Consider the following 19,191-nt stretch of genomic DNA (forward strand, 5'->3'; position numbering starts at 1 on the left):
GCACGATCATGACCCCTTCTCTTGCGTTAACAGCAGAAGCAGCCGTTCCATGTCTTCGTCGGACAACTCGCCCAGATCTCGCTCCATGTCGCCGGAATTCAGCAAATCGTCGATGCGCGATCGTTCTTCGTTGCTCTGCCTATCCCGGGCATCCAGCAGGATGCCGTGCAATTTCGATGCGGCCTGGCGGGTAGTGATCCCTTCCAATAACTGAACAATCGGCAAAGATACTTGGAATTGCTGTTCGATCGCATGCTTCAGCTGCAGCGCCATTATGGAATCCATCCCGAGCATGACCAGCGGACGATCCAGGGACAGGTCGGACGCGGGAATTATCTTCAGCACGCTGGCGAACATGCCCTGCAAGTGCTCCTCGAGCAGTGGCAGCGTTTCCACGCGATCGCGTACGGCTTGAAGGATATGCTGAACTGAGGAAGCGTTTCTAGAGCTTTCCCTCGCCCGGTCCGTTTGCGATTCGGGCACCGCTCCAATCGTTCCTCTCTCCAGCGCCTCCGGATCGTCGATCCACAGCCGTCTCTTCTCCCAAGGATAGGTCGGTATGGCAATGCATTGTCCCCGGCTGCCGACGGCATTCCAGTCCAGATCCGCCCCATACCGGTATAACCTGGCCGCAGCCTCCGGCATGCATGCTCCGTCATCGCCCCTGCGCATCGAGAATGCCGCCAGCTTGACTTCTCCATCCTGACCGCATTCTTCTACATGCTGTGTGAGGACCGGATGAGGGCCGAGCTCTACAAAGGCATCGTATCCGTCCAGCATGGCCGCATGCAGCGCGTCCGCAAATCGAACAGGCTTGCGCATATTGTCGGACCAATGCTCCGCCCCCAGCCTCAGCCCATTCTCCATCCGCCCCGTCACCGTCGAATAGATGCGCAAGCGGGCCAGCCGGTGGCGAACCGGGCCAAGCTCGGTTTGAAGACGATCGCATAACGGCTCCATCAAGTGGCTGTGAAAGGCAAACGAGCTTGAAAGGAAATGGGTTTTAACCGTATCGGGCAGGTTCCTCAGCAAGCGCTCCACTTCATGTGCTTCTCCGGCCACGACAACGGATGAGGGCCCGTTCACCGCCGATATCCCTACGCCCGGATATTCGCCGAGGCGCTGCTCGATATCGGCAAGCGGCATGCGTATGGAGACCATGGCACCTTGTCCCTTGGTCGATTGCATGAGCGTGCCGCGCCAATATACGATACGCATCGCATCTTCCAAGGTGAGCACGCCTGCCGCGTAGTGCGCGGAAATTTCCCCAAGACTGTGCCCGATGACCGCCTTCGGTTCAATTCCCCAGCTCCTCCATAGAGCGAGAAGGGACGCTTGAACGGCAAAGACGAGCGGCTGAGCCGCATCGGTGCGATCCGCCCAAGCATCGTCAGCTCCGCGGTGAAGTTCGTCCCACAACGACCATCCGGCATACTTGCTCCATATCGCATCGCATTCCAGGAATGTTCGTGTAAATGCGTTATCCCCGGATAAGTATTGCAGTCCCATTCCGTTCCATTGATTGCCTTGGCCGGAGAAGACGAACACAAGATTGGACGGATCGGCGCTCGCGCAAGTCGCAGTAAGTCGCTCCAACCCAAGAGCGAGCTCCTCGCGATTGCTCCCGAGAACGGCTGCGCGCCAGGCACGGTGCGTACGCCTCTGCTGCGCCGTGTAGCAAATATCGTCCAACGAAGCATCAGCGCGCTCCTGCAGGTATCGTTGCATGTCGGCAGCAAGACGCGTTAGGGAGCCGTGGCTATTGGCGGACAAAGGAAGAATATGTAATGAAGGAGGTGCCTGCTGCGATGTCTGCGCCGGCGGCATCAACGAAGTTGCATACTGCTGCAGCACCACGTGAGCATTCGTTCCGCCGAAGCCGAATGAGCTCACCCCGGCCACCGAAGGTCTGCTTCCTGACGACCAGCTTACCGGATCCCGCACGATCTGGAGCGGAAGATCGCGAAGCGGGATGTATGGATTGATCTCTTCCAGGTTCAAGTTCGGAACCCATTCCCGGTAGTGCAGGCAAAGCACGGTCTTGATGAAGCCGGCAATGCCGGCAGCCGCCTCCAGATGACCGATGTTGGTCTTGACCGAACCGATATAGCACTTGCTCGCAGCGGATCGGTTCCTAGACAGCACCCGCCCTATAGCCTGAACTTCGATCGGGTCTCCCAAAGCGGTTCCCGTCCCGTGCGCTTCGATATAGTCGATTTCCTCTCCGGATAAGCCCGCGATGCGGTACGCATCCTGCAGCACCTCTTCCTGGGCCTGACCATTGGGTGCAGTTAAGCCGTTGCTTAAGCCGTCCTGATTGATGGCACTCCCCCTGATCACGGCGTATATGCGATCACGGTCGCGAAGGGCAGCAGCCAGCGGCTTCAAGATGACCGCGCCAGCTCCTTCTCCCCGTACGTAACCGTCAGCGCGCGAATCGAACGTTTTGCACCTGCCGTCTGCCGAGAGCATTCCCGCTTCGCGGAAAGCTTTGCTGATGGCCGGATTCAATATCACGTTCACCCCGCCCGCGATCGCCATATTCGTCTCGCCCGTTTTCAAACTTTGGCAAGCCAGATGAACCGCGACGAGAGAGGAGGAGCAGGCTGTATCCACGGCCATGCTGGGGCCCCGCAAGTTCCATATATACGAAATTCGATTGGCGGCAATGCAATTGGAATTTCCCGTCACCGTATAAATGCCGCTTCGCTCGTAATCGGACAGCTTGCCGCAGCCGTAATCGTTGCTGGAAATGCCGACGAACACGCCCGTCCTCGAGCCGTTCATCGCTTCGTTCGTCAATCCCGCATCCTCGAGCGCCTCCCATACCACTTCCAACAGCATGCGCTGCTGCGGATCCATCTGCTCCGCCTCGCGGGGAGATAAGTGGAAGGCTTCATTATCGAACAGGTCGATTTCTTCAACGATACCGGCACGGTGCATACCGTCCTGCGCGAACCGTGACGAGCGCAGCCCGGGCATCTCCGTGATGCAATTTTCTCCGCTGCGGAGATGATGCCAATATTCGTCGATGCTGCGCGATTTGGGAAATCGGCAGCCCATGCCGATGACAGCAATCGCGTCCTCTTGCTCGGCTCCGCAGTCATCTCGCGCTGCATGCCCATTCTCCCCTCCGAACGCAAAATGCCGAGCCACGGCTTGGATGGAAGGATAGTCCCAGAACAGGGTTGGATCAACGGAACGCTTAACGAACGATTCCAATTCACCGGATAAAGACACCAATTCCTTCGAGTCAAGGCCATATCGGGAAAATGGAAATTCGGCCTTGATTTCATGTTGCGATATTTGCTTCAGCGCGCTGATTTGCTGCACGAACCAATTACATATGTCCTTGTAACGCTTGTCCTGTCCCTTGTCCATTTAGTCCACCCCACACGAATAAACTTCCGTTCAGATACATCTCTTTGCACTTGCGGCGCTGAATCTTGTTACTGGTCGTTTTCGGGAGATTCAAAGGCTTGACGAGCTTGACATCATAGGCATATAGCTGGAGCTGTTCGGCAATGGCTTCGCGAATTCGATGAGCAATCCCGCTGCAGCAAGCTTCCCAATCGAGTTGCTGGCGCTGCACGGCATGCTTGAATTCCCGGTTCATTTCGCACACTACGACAAGTTCCTCTCCGCCCTGCACCTCTATCGAAAATGCGGCCAGACTCGCCCCGTTAATATCCGGATGACAGCTGGCGGCAATCTCCTCGATATCCTGAGGATAATAGTTCTGTCCCCGAATGATGATCAAGTCTTTCAGCCGTCCGGCTATGTATAATTCGCCACCGTGAACAAAGCCGAGATCACCGGTGCGCAAGAACGGACCTTCCTCCGAATCCAACAAATAAGCCGCAAATGTCGCTTCGGTCTCGACCGGGGCATCCCAATAGCCTTGGGCGACGCTTTCTCCCTTAATCCATATTTCGCCGATTTCGCCCGCCTCACATTCGAGCTGGGTGGACGGGTCTACGATTTTAATCTGATGATCCGAAAAAATCGAACCGCAGCCGACCTGGGCACGCGCCGCATCCCCGTGGGCTTTGACTGGGGCGACATTGTTCTGCTGGAGCGCCTTATCGTCCAGATAGAGCAGCTTCTTTTGCGCCTCTTTGGCCGCAACGGTCACGCACAGCGTCGCCTCGGCCAGGCCGTAGCTAGGCAGCAGCGCTTCATCGCGGAAGCCGCATACTCGGAAGCTATCGCAAAACTCGCGGATCGTTTCTGCCCGAACCGGTTCGGAGCCGTTGAAGGCGATCGCCCAAGGGCTCAGATTCAGTTCTTGTTTATCTTCATCCGTTATTTTTTGGACGCATAGCCGGTAGGCAAAGTCGGGGGCTCCACTGAAGGTAGCTCGATATTTCGTGATCGTCCGCAGCCATCGAATCGGCTTTTGGATGAAATCCATGGGCGACATCAGATAACAGCTTCCGCCATTGTATACGTTTTGCAGCACATTCCCGATGAGCCCCATATCATGGTACATCGGCAGCCAAGACACCATAATCGTGTCATTTGAATGATAGAATCGTTTCTTCATGATTTCGAAATTGTGGAGTAAATTGCGATGGCTTACCATTACGCCCTTCGGAGTGTTGGTAGATCCGGACGTATATTGAAGAAAAGCGATATGGTCGCTCGGGATTGTTTGTGCCCGATAGACAAATTCATCGTCACGCTGCAGAATATCGTCAAGCTTAATGGAGTAGGCATTTCTCATCTTCTCTGGAAGCTTCGTGGAATCAAGGGGAGATTGCGTAATAAGCAGGGCAGGCTTCGCATTCTCATAGATCGCTGTGATTCGCTGCCCATTGCGCGACTTGCCGGGAGGAAAGGATGGCACCGGCAAGGCGCCAGCCTGCAAGCATCCGAAAAAAGCAATGATATAGTCGATCCCGCTCGGCAGCAGAATCATGACTCTCTCGCCGGCCAAGTTCAGAAATTGAAAATACGCGGCAAGCTTCTGGGAACGGAGGCGCAGCTCATGATAGGTGCAGCTTTCACTCTCGAACTCCCCATTTTTCAAATAAATAAACGCTTTGCGATTGGGATAGTGATACGCCGTATAATCTAGCATTTCTAACAAATTTTTATACATCCTCGACTTCCTTTCTCATTCGGAAAATTACACAAAAAAAAGAAGACAGGCGTGTTATACATAGCGACATCAACGGCTATATTGTCTATTTTTACACAAGAAGAGTATGGAATTTGAGTTTTGGCCGGTAAGGGGTCAAAAAACGAGTTCAGTAGTTCTTTCATATCATCCAGAAAACGACTGTAAAAGCGTGGCATGATGAATGCGAGCGTTATCCAATACCATGACGGTTTGGCCCGTCGGATAGGGAGCAACTACCTGTAAGCAAACTGGTGCACCCTTTTTTGGAAAAAGGAGGTGATTCTCTTGTTTCGTATGCGCTCGTTGACACTTCGGTGGAGTAATTGAGGCCGGAGTCCAGTTAAAATGAAAATGCAAAGCCTGTTAACGTTCATACATGCAAAGTTTTTTCTTTACATATGGCTAGAGTGACTTCTTCTAATTTTGAATTCCATCTTGATTCCCTGCCTATTTGATTATGGTTTCTTTAGTTATTCGACAAACAGGCATGAAATCCATTTCCATAGTTTATAATTTTAAGTTCAATTTATATAAACAACCTTAAAATACCACTATATATTCTTGGTGTCAATACTTCAATAATCATGTTATTGTTCTTCTGTTATAATGTTATCCTATAACTGTTCTGGGATAATCTCACTATGGGACAGAGGATAATTGCATTGAAGAATGCCGCGACAAAGAAAATTCTGGTTGTGGAAAAGTATCGAGCTTAGTAGCGCCTGCACTCCTGTTCTCTATGAAGTTTAGGAAAAACAACTAATATCATCTTACTATAGAAAGCTTATTTTTCAACATATTTCCACATTCTCATGCAAAAAAATAGCGTGCAACGCCTTGCACGCCATCCGGCTCCCATAGATAAAAGATGGAATTGCCGGCAACTTCTTAGGACTCCCATATGGTATAATTTTTTGTAAAACGCATGATCGAAAGGAGGGCATTCGGTGAGCGCAAAGAAAGTACTGGAAACGGCAAATGGACTTTTTTTATTCAAGCAAGAGGTCAATCAAGAAAGCAATTGGCGCTCAGATCATTGTTATAAATTTATTTATTCCGCAAATGGCTCGATGACTTATCAAACGAATCGGAACCAGATTTCTCTTGATGAGCAGCAATTTCTATTGTTGAATCCATATGATGAACATAAACAATTAGCTTTGGAGAACACAAAGTTTCTAATTGAAATAGAACCAGCCTTTTTGAACCGGGCAGCCAGAGCGATATCGTCTCTTCATTTTGATGTTCAATTTGCTTCTTGTACACAAAGACACCCTTCGTTGACGAAATGGGTTCATTTTGTTTTGGACTATGTGCAGCTTGAAGAAGACGGAAATTCGGAATCCATGGAACTTTTTTTAGAGCATAGTTTTAGTCAATTAGCTTTAATTTTGGTAAAAAACGCCATCGGAACACAATCACACGATATCCACTTGCCGGCTTATAAAACGATTCATCCACAACTCTATAAAACGATTGAGGCCATGAAAGAGAATTTTCAACACCCATGGACGTTAGATGAAATGGCGGATCTTTCATACGTCAGTAAATTTCAATTTGCTCATTATTTTAAGGAAATTGTCGGGATATCCCCATACTCATGGCTACAACTTTATCGAGTCATTCGCAGCCAAGACATGCTGATACACACAAATAAAACCGTATTAAAGATCGCCATCGAGTGCGGTTTTTCTTCTGTTTCCGTTTACAATCAGCTGTTTAAACGATTATACGGCATAACCCCCCGATCTTTTCGAACAATGGCCCGTAAATAAACGCCTGAACCGAGAATCATCATCATGCCGCATCCCAAAAATAAAATATGAGTGGATACAAACGAAGAAATGAATCCGAATATCCCAAGTGAAATTACATTTGAAAAATATAATAGAAATGCATTAAAACTGAAGCCGAGACCTAATTGGTCTGCGGGTAAATAGCGCTGTAACAAGTACACCCGTGACAAACCAGATATGGGCAAACCAATTGCCGCTGCCAACACGCCTATAAAATAGAATGGGAGATGATATGCAAAACCTAAAAGAAAAATACCTGCTCCCCACATCAAAGAGCCAAATAGATAAATTTTCAAACTTAACTTCTTCCATAATAGCGGAATCATTACATTGACCGCGATAACAGCCGCACCGTACCATCCCAGGAGAATACTATACCATTCTTCCCCGTCGGGAGTCGTATTGATTAGCTGCATGAATAGACCAACCTGCCATACCCAGGTATTCAAAAAAACAATCATGACGGTGACCATAAATAAAGTGCGGATAGTATGCTCGTTCTTTGCCCAATTCGTAAATTTTTGAATAGAAATCAAGATATCCTTCATCTTCTTCGGCTTGGCATTTATTTGTGTTTCTGAAAATTGGATGTGATAAATGAATAACGCGCTGAGCAGGTACGTGAGTGCATCAAATGTAAAAAAATGAATAATGCCGATTGTATTTATGAATCCGGCGCTTACAATGGGACCTAATACCGTAACCCCCCTTGTAAACGTATCGAGTAAGCTATTAACAGCCGTTCTTTCTTCTTCTTTCGTAATCATGGGCAACATTGCCCGATGAGCGGGGTTAAAGAAACAGCCCAGACATTGAATCACAAAGCTGATTACAATTAAATGCCAATAGGTTAACATTCCAAATTGATCAAAGATGACAAGGGAGACCATCAGAGGTCCCCTTATCAGTTCAATCGCTATCAATAATCTTTTTTTGTTCACCCAATCCGCAATTACGCCTCCAATTAATCCGAAAAAAAGATACGGCAAAACTTGTGAAAAGGCAACACCCGTCGTATAAAGACTTGATTCCGTCAGCTCATACGCTAAAAATAAGAATGCCAGCCCCGAAATCACATTGCCTAAATTAGAAGCCCCTGCCCCCAGCAAGTAAAGTAGAACATTCCTGTTCGTCTTTATAACTTTTACGTACATATCGTTCACCTCATGTCCATCGTACATGGGAGTGAGGTGTTTTTCTGTTGAAAAATTGCTGGCTTTGACAGCAAGATATGAGTAGTCGCCAGTTCTCTTATTCCTCTGCCCGATTGCGGTACCGCTTGTAAGCGAGCGCCAGACAGAGAACGTGAAGGGCCACGCCCCAAGCGATGCTTCCTGTCGTCCCCCACGGCTCCGTAAGGGGAAATCCGGCTGCGGGCTCCGCCGTAAACAGATGCGCGACCCAATAGGTCGGCAGCCAGGCGAATGCGGGCGACCAGGAAGCCGGGAGCACGTAAGCAAGCACCGGGAGGAAGACCGCGATCCCGCCCAGCTTGGATAGCGCCAAGCCTTCCACCTTGTTGGAGGCGCAGCCGGTCAGGAATAGAGCCATCAGCGGAACCTCCAACATGAGCATCGGCATCGCGCCCAGGACGGCCGCCGGGCTTAACGGCATCCACCCGATGCTGACAGCCGCCAGCGCGAGATAGAGACCGGCCAGCGCCAGCGGAACAACCATGCGCCGGAGCAAATAACCGCTCTTCCGGAGCGGAGTCGCCGCAAAGTAGTGCAGCACCCGCTCGTCCCGCTCATCAAGCATGAGCAGGCCAGCCATGACGCCGATAACGAGCGGAATAAGAAGCAGGCCGATACCGGATAGGATGCCGGCATGCTCCATCAGACGGAGTCCGGCCTGCCGTTCGAGCAGCGCGGCGGTCCACGGGACGCCATATACCATCGCCGCGATCAGCAGGGCCGGGGCCATCACGATGAACAGCATCATCGGGTCGCGGCCCATATGCAGCAGGTCATAGCGAAGAAATTGCATCATTCGACTCATCGTTTACCTCCTTGCGTTCACGAACGGTGCCGGAATAATTGAAGCGACCGAAAGGCCCATGCATACGCCGCGCCGATCCAGACGATGAGGCAGGCAGCACCGAAGAGCAGCTCCCCGTCCGGCACAGGCCGGAAGGCCGACTGAAGCAGCAGCAGCGATCCCGTTGCTGGCAGAGCATGGAGCAAGCCGCCTCCGTACAAGCCAAGAACCTCTGCGACAGGCAGCGTGAAGATGGCGCACACAGGAACGGAGCAGAAGAAGAAACCGTTCATCGTGCGGCAGCGGGCGGCCAGCCCCAGGCCGACCAGCATAAAAAATGCGGAGGTCAGCGCCACCCCGAGCAGGAACCAGCCCAGCCCCCGATGGAAGCCGAAGGTGCTGATATGAATCAGGAGGCTGCTCCCCAAGGACAGCAGCATAAGGGATACCGTCTTCGATCCGATATAAGCGGACGGCGAATGCGGCGTGACGAACAAGGCTTCGTGAATATCCTGCCCTTTCTCCAGCAGGACGAGACCGCCGATGAAGAAGAAGCCGAGCATGCTCGGGTCGGAGAAGGTCAGGAGCAGGTTCGCCGTCGCCCTGTACTCGGCCGGCAGCTGATGAAGCAGGACGATATAGACCGTGCTCACCAGCGCATATGCGGTGTAGAACTGGTGGCGCACCTGCAGCCGGATATCGCCTGCCAGCGCATGGCGGAAGCGGCGGGCGGCACGCCGGAGCGGGGAGATCTCCCGGTGCGGTACGACAGGCTGATTCATGTCAAAGCCCTCCCGGTTACTTCTATGAATAACTGATCAAGGGACGCTTCCTGCGTGTGCATCGTCTCTATCGCCCCGATCCGGAGCAGCCGCAGAAATTCCGCATTGCCATCCAGACCGGCCAGCCCGAACTCGGCCCGCTTCCCGGATCCGGCCTCCCGATACTCGACCCGGACCGTGCGCTTGCCGGCTCTTACCTTCAAAGCGCGAGGGGAATCGATGAGGCGAACCTCGCCGTCGACGATGAAGGCAACCCGATCGCAGAGCTCTTCCGCTGCGGTCATATTATGCGTCGTAATAATGATCGTCTTGCCCGCGGCTTTCTGCTCCAGGATAAGCTCCTTCACCAGGGCCGCATTAACCGGATCGAGCCCGGACGTCGGTTCGTCCAGGAAGAGAAGGCGGGGACGATGCAGCAGAGCGCGGCATAAATTGAGTCTCATCTTCATTCCCTTGGAATACTGGCCGACCTTCATGCCGGCATAGCTGTCGAGCCTGACCCGTGCCAGCATGCGCATCGGATCCTCGGTCTCCACGTCATAGAGCGAGGCGAACAGACGCAGATTCTCCAAGGCGGTGAACCGGCTGTAGAAATTCGGGAATTCAAAGGCGACCCCGATGCGATTGTAATAATCCCGGCCGTGCTGTCTGAGAGGCCGCCCCATAACCCGGACGGTCCCTTCATATTGAGGCAGTGTGCCGATCAGCACTTTTTGCGTCGTGCTCTTGCCTGCTCCCGAGGGGCCAAGAAAGCCGAAAATCTCTCCCTGGGCAATCTCAAAGTCAATCCCCTTTAACGTATAATCAGACTGGCCTGGATATTGATACCGAAGCTCCTTCACTTCAATCATCCGTTCTCCCTCCGATCCGCCTCGATAATTAGCCCTTCGGCCATTAACTCGATCAGGAGCTCCATCGTCTGTTCATAATGAGCTTCCCCGATCCGCTTCTTCTGCAGCGAGAACAGGACGAATGATCGAATCAGACTGACCATCGCGTCAGGCGAACCGTCCCGCATCCAGCCTTGCCGCTGCCCCTCGGCCAGAAAGGGGTACAACTCGTCGTAATCATCGCCGTAATGCCGCTCCAGTGTCTCGGGGGACAGCTTGCGGAAGAGCGATGCCACCAGTTCCTCATCATACAGCTGCTGCAAAAACGCATTCTCCTCCAGCATGTGCAGCGATTCATGCAGAAAACGGCGAAACCGGTCCCGGGTCATCGGGGAATCCGTCTGCAGATAGGCAGCGGACAAATGCCGGCGGACCGCCTGCTCTTCTTCCTCCAGCAGCTCGAAATACAGTTCTTCCTTCGAAGGGTAGAACAAATAAAACGTGCCCTGTGCCACGCCGACCGCTTTGGTCAGATCGGCGACGCTTGTCTTTTTCAAGCCGAACACCGTGAACAGCTGCTTCCCTTTTTCCTTCAGTTCCTGTCTGATTTTTTCTTTTTCCTGCTTACTGAAGCGCGGCATGACAATCTCTCCTCGTGAATATATGAATATTTTTATTTTATATTCATAATTAAACGGTAATTCTTTCCTCTTGTCAACCCGGCAGTTCCACTCCATTCCATCTGCCTCATCTCCGAGCATGGGCGATTCCGATCTGCCGTCACTTCCCTCCAGATTAAGCGCTGATGCGTGACTCATAGGTCTCCATTCCGGGTAATTCAGAGTAAAATGTTCACTCAATGCTGCAGCGTCGACATTTTTTTTGGAGAAAGGCAAGAAAATTGAAGAAACATGTAACTTTTTCGGGTTATCCACGTTATAAACTAGTAGTAAAGGAGGTTATCGGTTCTATGCAAGCTACTCTTCGTACATTGGGCATGATTATGTTAATAGGAGCTCTGGTGGCGTCGTTCACCCTTCCGGCATCGGCCGCCAAGGAGGAAGACCAGCCACGGGCCGTGAAGCTCACGCGCGATCCTGTCAGCGTTCTGGTCGTCGATAAGGACGGCGAACCGATAACAGAGAACGGACTTCTTATCGACAGCAAGACCTATGTGCCCATCATGGATATCAGTGAAGCGTTCCAGTTCAAGGTCCGGTGGGAAGCCATCAGCCACACCGTATATATCGATGGTCCCGAGGATGATATCGCCTGGAACTCACTTACCAATAAGATGAAAGTCAACGGCAAGGATACGAAGCTGACCACGCTTCCCAAAGTGATCAAAGGCAAGACCTATGTGCCGATTCAGCTGTTGCACGACGTATTTCTGTTCGACTTCACCTGGGAAGGCAAGTCGAGAACCGTTACGCTCTGGCTTGATCCCCAGCCTTATAATACCGAATAATTGCATATGCCGTACCGTCAGCATGACGGCGGACGCTGAACGGGACCGGGCTCTTCCGGTCCCGTTTTTTGGCGTGCTCTTCGCCTGACATGAACCGAAAGACCCGCTTCTGCCGCCGCGCTTGGCGGGAAAACCGTGCACCCCAAGACTTTCATCATGAAAATTTATCGCAAATGGGAATAAATAGAGACGAGTTGGCATTTTTATAGAATGATAGGGTATACACCGATGGCCGCATCGAATCTGCTTCATCATCTCGCCGCCGGCCAGGTGGACCACTTCATACCAAGAGAGGGGTACGCTATGCGAATGAGACGTAAATCTATGCTGGCCGTGCTGACACTATTACTCGCTGTAAGCGCTTTTATGAGTGCCTGCGGGGGCAGCGGACAAGGCACCGACTCTTCCTCGCCTCCGGCGACGAACAACGAAAAATCCGCCGAACCGGCACCTGGCGGCGGCAAAACCGAAGCGCCGAAGGAGCAAGTCTTCCGCTTCAATCTCCACTCGAACCCGCCGACGCTCGATCCCGGACTGTCGCAGGACACGGTGGCGCATGCCGTGCTCAACGGACTGTTCGAAGGGTTAACACGGAGCAGCGAGAACGGAGAAGCCGTCCCGGGCACCGCCGAGAAGTGGGAAATATCCCCGGACGGTACCAAGTACACCTTCCATTTGCGGAAGGACGCGAAATGGTCGAACGGAGATCCCGTGACTGCGGAAGACTTCGAGTTCTCCTGGAAGCGGGTGCTTGATCCGAAGACCGAGCCGGCGCCGCCGTACGCTTATCAGCTGTACTATATCAAGGGCGCCGAAGCATATAACACCGGACAGAGCACCGACCCGAGCTCGGTCGCCATCAAGGCTGTCGATGCCAACACGCTTGAGGTCGAGTTGGAGCATTCCACTCCGTACTTTTTAAGCCTGCTTTCTTTTCAGACCTATTTGCCGGTTCATTCCTCCGTCAAAGACAATCCGAAATGGGCATCAGAGGCGAGCACCATTGTGTCGAATGGCCCGTTCAAAATCAGCGAATGGAAGCAGCAAAGCTCGCTGGAGATGGTGAAAAATGAACATTACTACGATAAGGACGATATAAAATTCACCAAGGTGCAGATGTCCATGGTCGCTGATTCGGGCTCGGAGCTGAACATGTACGAGACCGACCAGATTGATTATGCAGGCATGCCGACTGGACGCGTTCCGAATGAACAAATTCCGATCTTGAAGGAAACGAAGCCGGACGAACTGGAGATCAAGGGCGTCGCCTCCACCTACTACTACTTGTTCAATAACCAACAAGAGCCGTTCAACAACGTCAACATCCGCAAGGCGCTGTCAATGGCGATCGACCGCCAATTGATTGTCGATAAGGTGACTCTCGGCGGACAGCTGCCCGCGTTTGGCATCGTACCTCCCGGCATCACCGGCTTGAAGGGCGAATTCCGCAACGAGCACAAGGACGATTTTTTCACAGAAAATATAGAAGAAGCGAAGGCACTGCTGCAAAAGGGGCTCGGCGAGCTGGGATTGTCCGCCATGCCTGAATTTACGCTCGCTTACAATAACGATGAGAACCACAAAAAGGTGGCCGAGGCGGTCGCTGATATGTGGAGCAAAAATCTCGGCGTCAAAGTGAAAATCGAGAATCAGGAATGGGGCGTCTTCCTGAAGAACCGCACCGCGCTCAACTATCAAATGGCCCGGTCCGGATGGTCATCCGATTACAACGACCCGATGTCCTTTATCGACCTGTACACGACCGGAAGCGGCAACAACGACATTGGTTACAGCAATCCGGAATTCGACAAGCTCGTCCGGGAGGCGAAGCAATCGTTGGATAACAAGGAAAGGATGGAATTGATGGCGAAGGCGGAGCGCATGATGATCGAGCAGGATCAGGCCATTCTTCCGCTGTACTACTATACGGGCGTCGGGTTGAAGAAGCCATACCTCAAAAACGTGTTTATCGACTATCAGGGAATGATCAACTACAGCCGGGGATACTTCGAATAACGGCGCCGCTCGCGCTCGCCCGGGATGAACGTCCGGGATGCACTTGCCCAATGGCCGGTGCGTCCCGCTTCTTCATATCCGTGGCGGAATGAACCTGACAAGGAGGAGGATGCATCCATGATTCGCTACTCCCTGACCAAGCTGCTCTATCTCATCCTATCGCTGTGGGTGCTGGCTTCCGTCACTTTTTTGCTCATGAAGGCCATTCCCGGCGATCCATTTATGTCGGAAAAAGCGGTTCCACCGGAAATTCGCGCCCGTCTGATGGCCCAATACGGACTGGATAAACCGCTGTATGAGCAATATTTCGTCTACTTATCCAACCTGGCGAAAGGCGATCTGGGGATTTCGATGAAAATGATGGACCGCGAAGTCGGCCAAACGATCCGCGATGCCTTCCCCTACTCCCTGAAGCTCGGCGTCGTCTCGATTATCGTCTCCATCGTCATCGGCATCAGCCTGGGCATGATTGCGGCGCTGCGGCATCGCAAGCTGCTCGACTCCGCCTCGATGGTCATCGCCGTTCTGGGCGTATCGGTCCCCAGCTTCGTGCTGGCCTCCTTCTTCCAATATATTTTCGGCGTGAAGCTGAAATGGCTGCATGTCGTCGGTCTGAACGGTCCGCTTGACTACATCATGCCGACCCTGGCGCTCTCCGCCCTGCCTATCGCCTTCATCGCGCGCCTGACGCGATCGAACATGCTGGAAGTCTTGACGGCCGATTATATTAAGACCGCCAAGGCTAAAGGCTTGTCCCGCGGCGCCATCATCCGCCGGCATGTGCTGCGCAACGGCATTCTGCCCGTCGTCACCTATCTCGGACCGCTCACAGCGAACGTCGTAACGGGCTCCTTCATCATTGAGCAAATTTTCGGAATCGGGGGACTCGGCAAAATATTCGTTACGAGCATCAGTAACCGCGACTACTCGCTCATTATGGGCATTACCCTATTCTACGGACTTATTCTGATGTGCGCCCGCTTCATCACCGACATCGCGTACGGAATAATCGATCCCCGAATTATGCTTGCCACGAGAAAGGAGAAGGCCGCATGATCACGTTCCATTCCTCCTCTGCCGAAGAACGCCCTCTCGCCCCGGAAGACTTCCGAAAGGCGGACGTCGGCGAACATGCGGCGGAAGCGATCGAACAGGAGAGCATATCCGCATGGCGCGACGCCTGGCTGCGGCTGCGCAGCAACCGGGTTGCCATGACGGGCCTTGTCTTCTTGCTGCTCATCATCCTCATGGCCATCATCGGTCCGATGCTGACGCCTTACGATTACTACTCCAATAATCTGGAGAAGACGAACCTGCCGCCTTCCGCCGAGCATTGGTTCGGCACGGACGATCTCGGCCGCGACATGTTCGCCCGCACGTGGATGGGGGCCCGCATCTCTCTTACCGTCGGCTTCTCTGCCGCGGCTATCAATCTCTTCATCGGCGTCATCTACGGCGGCATTATGGGATATATCGGCGGACGGCTCGACGAGGTGATGAACAAAATTTCCGAAATCATTTATTCCATCCCGGATCTGTTGGTTGCGATTCTGCTCGTTGTCGTCTTCGAACCGAGCCTGAGCACGATTATTTTGGCGTTGTGCGTGACCGGCTGGATCAATATGTCCTGGATTGTACGCGGTCAGATGATGCAGCTCAAAAACCAGGAATATGCCCTCGCCTCCCGTTCCCTTGGCTCGTCCGGCATGCGCATTCTATTCCGGCACCTCCTGCCGAACGCGATGGGCCCGATTATCGTCACCTTGACCTTGGCGGTGCCGGCAGCCATCTTCAGCGAAGCGGTACTGAGCTTCCTCGGGCTGGGCGTGCAATCGCCGGCCGCATCATGGGGGACGATGATTAATGACGCGCTCAAGGCCATGATCATTCATCCTTGGCGCCTTGCCTTCCCTGCGCTGTTCATCAGCTTGATGATGCTGTGCTTCAATCTGTTCGGCGACGGGCTGCGCGATGCGCTCGATCCGAAGATGAAAAAATAAGGACAAGGAGGGTTCGCCCATGCAGCGCTTGTTAGAAGTCCAAGATCTCCATGTCTCCTTCCATGTCCGCGGCGGCGAGGTGCAGGCCGTGCGCGGCATCGAATTCCATGTCCAGCCCGGCGAAGCCGTCGCCATCGTCGGCGAATCCGGCTGCGGCAAGAGTGTGACCGCCCAAGCGATCATGCGTCTTCTGCCGCATCCTCCCGCCCGCATTCATCAAGGGGTGATCCGGTTCCAGGGGAAGGATCTGCTGCGCGTGAAGGAGCGGGACATGCAATCCATCCGGGGCAAAGACATCGGGATGATCTTCCAGGATCCGATGACATCGCTCAATCCGACGATGACGATCGGACGCCAGATTACCGAAGTGCTGACGAAGCATCAGCGTATGGCACCGCAGGCTGCCAAGCGGCAGGCCATAGAGATGCTGGAGATGGTCGGCATCCCCCATCCGGCCACACGCTTCTCCCAATATCCGCATGAGTTCTCCGGCGGCATGAGGCAGCGGGCCATGATCGCCATTGCCTTGGCCTGCCGCCCGGCGCTGCTCATCGCAGACGAGCCGACGACGGCGCTCGACGTAACGATTCAGGCCCAGATTCTGCGCGTGCTCAAGCAGCTGCAGCGCGACTTCGGGACATCAATCATTCTGATTACGCACGATCTTGGCATCGTGGCGGATCTGTGCGACCGCGTCATCGTCATGTATGCGGGCCAAATCGTCGAGACCGGCACGAAGCGGGACATATTCAAGCAGCCGCAGCATCCGTATACCCGAGGGCTGCTTCGTTCCCTGCCGCGGATCGATCAGAGCAAGGATGAGCCGCTCGTGCCGATTTACGGCACCCCGCCCGATCTCGCCAAGCCGCCGGACGGCTGCCCGTTCTGGGCCCGCTGCAACGACGCGATGCGAGTCTGCCAGGAACGGCAGCCGGAATCGACCGCCATCAGCGGAACCCACAGCGCGAGCTGCTGGCAGCTGCATCCGCTGGCACGGGAGGTGGCCAGATGAGCACTGAGCCATTGCTCCGGATCAACCGGCTGAGCAAGCATTTCCACCTTGGGCGAGGCCAGACGCTGAAGGCCGTCCATAATATCAGCTTCACCGTTCGCAGAGGAGAAACGCTCGGAATGGTTGGCGAATCGGGGTGCGGCAAATCGACGGCGGGACGGACGATCCTCCGCTTATACGAGCCGACGGACGGGGAAGCCTGGTACGGGGGGACGAATATATACCGGCTGAAGCCGCGGCAGCTGAAGGCGTTCCGCCGCGAGATGCAGATGATCTTCCAGGACCCGTACGCATCGCTGAATCCGCGCATGACCATCATGGACATTATCGGGGAGGCGCTGGACATTCACAGGCTGGCCGACAGCCGTTCGGCGCGCAGGAAGCGGGTCGAGGAGCTGCTTCATCTGGTCGGGCTCAATCCGGATCATGCCACCCGCTATCCGCATGAGTTCTCGGGCGGCCAGCGCCAGCGCATCGGAATCGCCCGCGCGCTGGCGGTCGATCCGAAGTTCATCATTTGCGACGAGCCAATCTCGGCGCTGGACGTATCCATACAGGCCCAGGTCGTCAATCTGCTTCAGGATCTGCAGAAGCGTCTCGGCCTGACCTATCTGTTCATCGCGCATGATCTGTCCATGGTCAAGCATATCAGCGATCGGGTTGCCGTCATGTACTTAGGCCAGATCGTGGAGATCGCCGACAGCGGGACGCTGTACGCCGAGCCGCTTCACCCGTATACGCGCGCGCTCATGTCCGCCATTCCCGTCCCCGATCCCGACATCGAGGCCGGCAAGGAGCGGATCATGCTGAGCGGCGAGCTGCCGAGTCCGCTGCATCCGCCTAGCGGCTGCTCCTTCCGGATGCGATGCCCGTATGCGACCAGGACTTGCGCCGAGCGCAAGCCTGACTTCCAGGAAGCGAAGCCGGGACATTTTGTCGCCTGTCACCAGGCCTAAGCCAACTGCGATCCGCCGCAGGAGACAGAGCAGAAGATACAAGTAGAAGCTATACAAGAAGAAGATACAATATAGAAGATACAATATAGAAGATACAGGGATACGACAGAAGTTACGACAGAAGTTGTGATAGAAGATGTGACAGGAGGCCGAACGCGTTCCGTTCAGCCTCCCCTGCGGCGCGATCCGCATCATCCCGTTCCGGCTTGCGAAGCCGTCTGCTCCGCCCATCATCGGTTGCTACGCTTCGTTCCGCGCGGCGCCGAGCGGACAAGCCAATGAGCGGCATCTTCGCCGAACCAGACCTCATCCTCGCCCGCCGCGTTCATGCTTGTAGCAAATAAGAAGACAACTGAAACAGATCGCTGCAGATGAACCGGGTATGGGGGAAGCTGCCCCGCTTGTTCTTCCGGTTCAGCCAGACTGCATCGATTCCGACATTCGTTGCGCCCCCCACATCGCCGCTCAAAGAATCCCCGATATGCAGCACATCCGCCCCCTTTACGCCGAACTGCTCTAGAGCGGAGCGGAACATCTCCGGCCGCGGCTTGTAGGCGCGGACATCCTCGCTCGTAATGACCCCGTCCACCTGTAAAGCATGCAGGCGCAGAGCCGCCTCGATATCGGCCCGGTCCGTATTCGACAAAATATAGACCGGATAGGATTGGCGGGCCTGTTCCACGAACCGTCTCGCATCCTCGTACAGGTTAGGCTGCTCCCAATTGGCGTATTGCAGCGCCAGCAGATCGTCCGGCCGGCTGAACGAATCGAAATAAATCAGCGTCTCGGCCAGGCATTCCCACGCGAGCTGGCGCTGGCTCTGATAAGCGCTGCCGTAGCTCTCGAGAAGCAGTCTGGACAAGCTCTGCCACCAGTAAGTGCCAATCTCCTGCAGGCTGCATGCCCGGCGGGAATTCACCTGGATATTACGGAACACAATCTGCAAAATGTTCTCATCTTCCCATGCCAGCGTTCCATAGAAGTTAATAAATAGGGCCTTGTACTTCGCCATGAACGTCCCATCCCCTTACCCGTATGACTTCTGGCCGATGTTCCGTATGAATGCGCCTCGCCTGTACCTGCCCGCACGTTCCGGGCCTGGCTGCCTGCACTGAAGAATCCCGCCGAGAAGCGTCGAGAATACTTTCAGTATAGCAAACCCGTTCCGCAAGAAGAGAGTCATTTCCTGAAAAAGGGACTTGGGGCCTCCCGGATAGGCTGACTGACCT

At 53.9% G+C, this 19,191-nt stretch carries 17 protein-coding genes; 7 read left to right on the forward strand and 10 right to left on the reverse strand.

Annotation, left to right across the window (positions count from 1 at the left end):
• Window positions 1–6: 6 nt before the first annotated feature.
• Window positions 7–3,381, reverse strand: coding sequence for a type I polyketide synthase (locus FLT43_RS06730; RefSeq protein ID WP_087442436.1), 3,375 nt, complete (start codon window positions 3,379–3,381; stop codon window positions 7–9).
• Entirely contained in the window at window positions 3,341–5,083 is a 1,743-nt protein-coding gene (locus FLT43_RS06735; RefSeq protein WP_244194195.1) for a fatty acyl-AMP ligase, read from the reverse strand. Before FLT43_RS06735 ends, FLT43_RS06730 begins: the two co-directional genes overlap by 41 nt.
• Before the next feature lie 989 nt (window positions 5,084–6,072).
• Here FLT43_RS06735 and FLT43_RS30010 point away from each other — a divergent pair.
• Window positions 6,073–6,900 (forward strand): helix-turn-helix transcriptional regulator, encoded by an 828-nt coding sequence (locus tag FLT43_RS30010; protein WP_244194184.1) that lies wholly within the window; start codon window positions 6,073–6,075, stop codon window positions 6,898–6,900.
• Here FLT43_RS30010 and FLT43_RS06750 read toward each other — a convergent pair.
• The 5 genes from FLT43_RS06750 to FLT43_RS06770 all read right to left on the reverse strand — a co-directional run bounded on the left by FLT43_RS06750 (window position 6,837) and on the right by FLT43_RS06770 (window position 11,151).
• The gene (locus FLT43_RS06750; RefSeq protein WP_087442434.1) at window positions 6,837–8,075 is read right to left on the reverse strand and encodes an MFS transporter; all 1,239 of its coding nucleotides are present in this window, start codon (window positions 8,073–8,075) and stop codon (window positions 6,837–6,839) included. The two genes, FLT43_RS30010 and FLT43_RS06750, sit on opposite strands and share 64 nt — an antisense overlap.
• A gap of 97 nt (window positions 8,076–8,172) precedes the next feature.
• Window positions 8,173–8,919 (reverse strand): hypothetical protein, encoded by a 747-nt coding sequence (locus tag FLT43_RS06755; RefSeq protein WP_127510899.1) that lies wholly within the window; start codon window positions 8,917–8,919, stop codon window positions 8,173–8,175.
• Between the two features lie 17 nt (window positions 8,920–8,936).
• Window positions 8,937–9,680: a fluoroquinolone export ABC transporter permease subunit gene (locus FLT43_RS06760; RefSeq protein WP_087442432.1), complete on the reverse strand. Its 744-nt coding sequence runs from the start codon at window positions 9,678–9,680 to the stop codon at window positions 8,937–8,939.
• Window positions 9,677–10,531, reverse strand: a complete 855-nt coding sequence (locus FLT43_RS06765) for an ABC transporter ATP-binding protein (protein WP_087442431.1) — start codon at window positions 10,529–10,531, stop codon at window positions 9,677–9,679. Before FLT43_RS06765 ends, FLT43_RS06760 begins: the two co-directional genes overlap by 4 nt.
• Window positions 10,528–11,151, reverse strand: a complete 624-nt coding sequence (locus tag FLT43_RS06770; protein WP_087442430.1) for a TetR/AcrR family transcriptional regulator — start codon at window positions 11,149–11,151, stop codon at window positions 10,528–10,530. The genes FLT43_RS06765 and FLT43_RS06770 overlap by 4 nt, the downstream gene beginning before the upstream one ends.
• A 329-nt stretch (window positions 11,152–11,480) precedes the next feature.
• Here FLT43_RS06770 and FLT43_RS06775 point away from each other — a divergent pair, with 329 nt between their 5' ends.
• Both FLT43_RS06775 and FLT43_RS06780 read left to right on the forward strand, forming a co-directional pair.
• Window positions 11,481–11,978 carry a copper amine oxidase N-terminal domain-containing protein gene (locus FLT43_RS06775; RefSeq protein ID WP_087442429.1) on the forward strand — a complete coding sequence of 166 codons (498 nt, stop codon included), beginning with the start codon at window positions 11,481–11,483 and terminating at the stop codon, window positions 11,976–11,978.
• A gap of 309 nt (window positions 11,979–12,287) precedes the next feature.
• A complete protein-coding gene (locus FLT43_RS06780; RefSeq protein WP_164776254.1) occupies window positions 12,288–13,994 on the forward strand; it encodes a peptide ABC transporter substrate-binding protein in 1,707 nt (568 codons plus the stop codon).
• On the opposite strand, the gene FLT43_RS29255 is transcribed toward FLT43_RS06780, so the two are convergent.
• The gene (locus tag FLT43_RS29255; protein ID WP_164776257.1) at window positions 13,970–14,113 is read right to left on the reverse strand and encodes a hypothetical protein; all 144 of its coding nucleotides are present in this window, start codon (window positions 14,111–14,113) and stop codon (window positions 13,970–13,972) included. The two genes, FLT43_RS06780 and FLT43_RS29255, sit on opposite strands and share 25 nt — an antisense overlap.
• On the opposite strand from FLT43_RS29255, the gene FLT43_RS06785 reads away from it, so the two are divergent.
• From FLT43_RS06785 to FLT43_RS06800, 4 genes are read left to right on the forward strand one after another with little or no spacing between them, the layout of a single operon-like run.
• Entirely contained in the window at window positions 14,112–15,050 is a 939-nt protein-coding gene (locus FLT43_RS06785) for an ABC transporter permease (RefSeq protein WP_087442427.1), read from the forward strand. The two genes, FLT43_RS29255 and FLT43_RS06785, sit on opposite strands and share 2 nt — an antisense overlap.
• A complete protein-coding gene (locus FLT43_RS06790; RefSeq protein WP_087442426.1) occupies window positions 15,047–15,994 on the forward strand; it encodes an ABC transporter permease in 948 nt (315 codons plus the stop codon). The genes FLT43_RS06785 and FLT43_RS06790 overlap by 4 nt, the downstream gene beginning before the upstream one ends.
• A 19-nt stretch (window positions 15,995–16,013) precedes the next feature.
• Window positions 16,014–17,006: an ABC transporter ATP-binding protein gene (locus tag FLT43_RS06795; protein ID WP_087442425.1), complete on the forward strand. Its 993-nt coding sequence runs from the start codon at window positions 16,014–16,016 to the stop codon at window positions 17,004–17,006.
• Window positions 17,003–17,962 (forward strand): ABC transporter ATP-binding protein, encoded by a 960-nt coding sequence (locus tag FLT43_RS06800; protein ID WP_087442424.1) that lies wholly within the window; start codon window positions 17,003–17,005, stop codon window positions 17,960–17,962. The genes FLT43_RS06795 and FLT43_RS06800 overlap by 4 nt, the downstream gene beginning before the upstream one ends.
• A 112-nt stretch (window positions 17,963–18,074) precedes the next feature.
• Here FLT43_RS06800 and FLT43_RS06805 read toward each other — a convergent pair whose 3' ends face one another.
• Window positions 18,075–18,272 carry a hypothetical protein gene (locus FLT43_RS06805; RefSeq protein WP_127510900.1) on the reverse strand — a complete coding sequence of 66 codons (198 nt, stop codon included), beginning with the start codon at window positions 18,270–18,272 and terminating at the stop codon, window positions 18,075–18,077.
• Window positions 18,273–18,287: 15 nt separating this feature from the next.
• Window positions 18,288–18,974 carry an HAD family hydrolase gene (locus tag FLT43_RS06810; protein WP_087442423.1) on the reverse strand — a complete coding sequence of 229 codons (687 nt, stop codon included), beginning with the start codon at window positions 18,972–18,974 and terminating at the stop codon, window positions 18,288–18,290.
• Between the last annotated feature and the right edge of the window lie 217 nt (window positions 18,975–19,191).

It is taken from the genome of Paenibacillus thiaminolyticus, from assembly GCF_007066085.1.
In the GTDB taxonomy this organism is placed as follows: Bacteria; Bacillota; Bacilli; order Paenibacillales; family Paenibacillaceae; genus Paenibacillus_B; species Paenibacillus_B thiaminolyticus.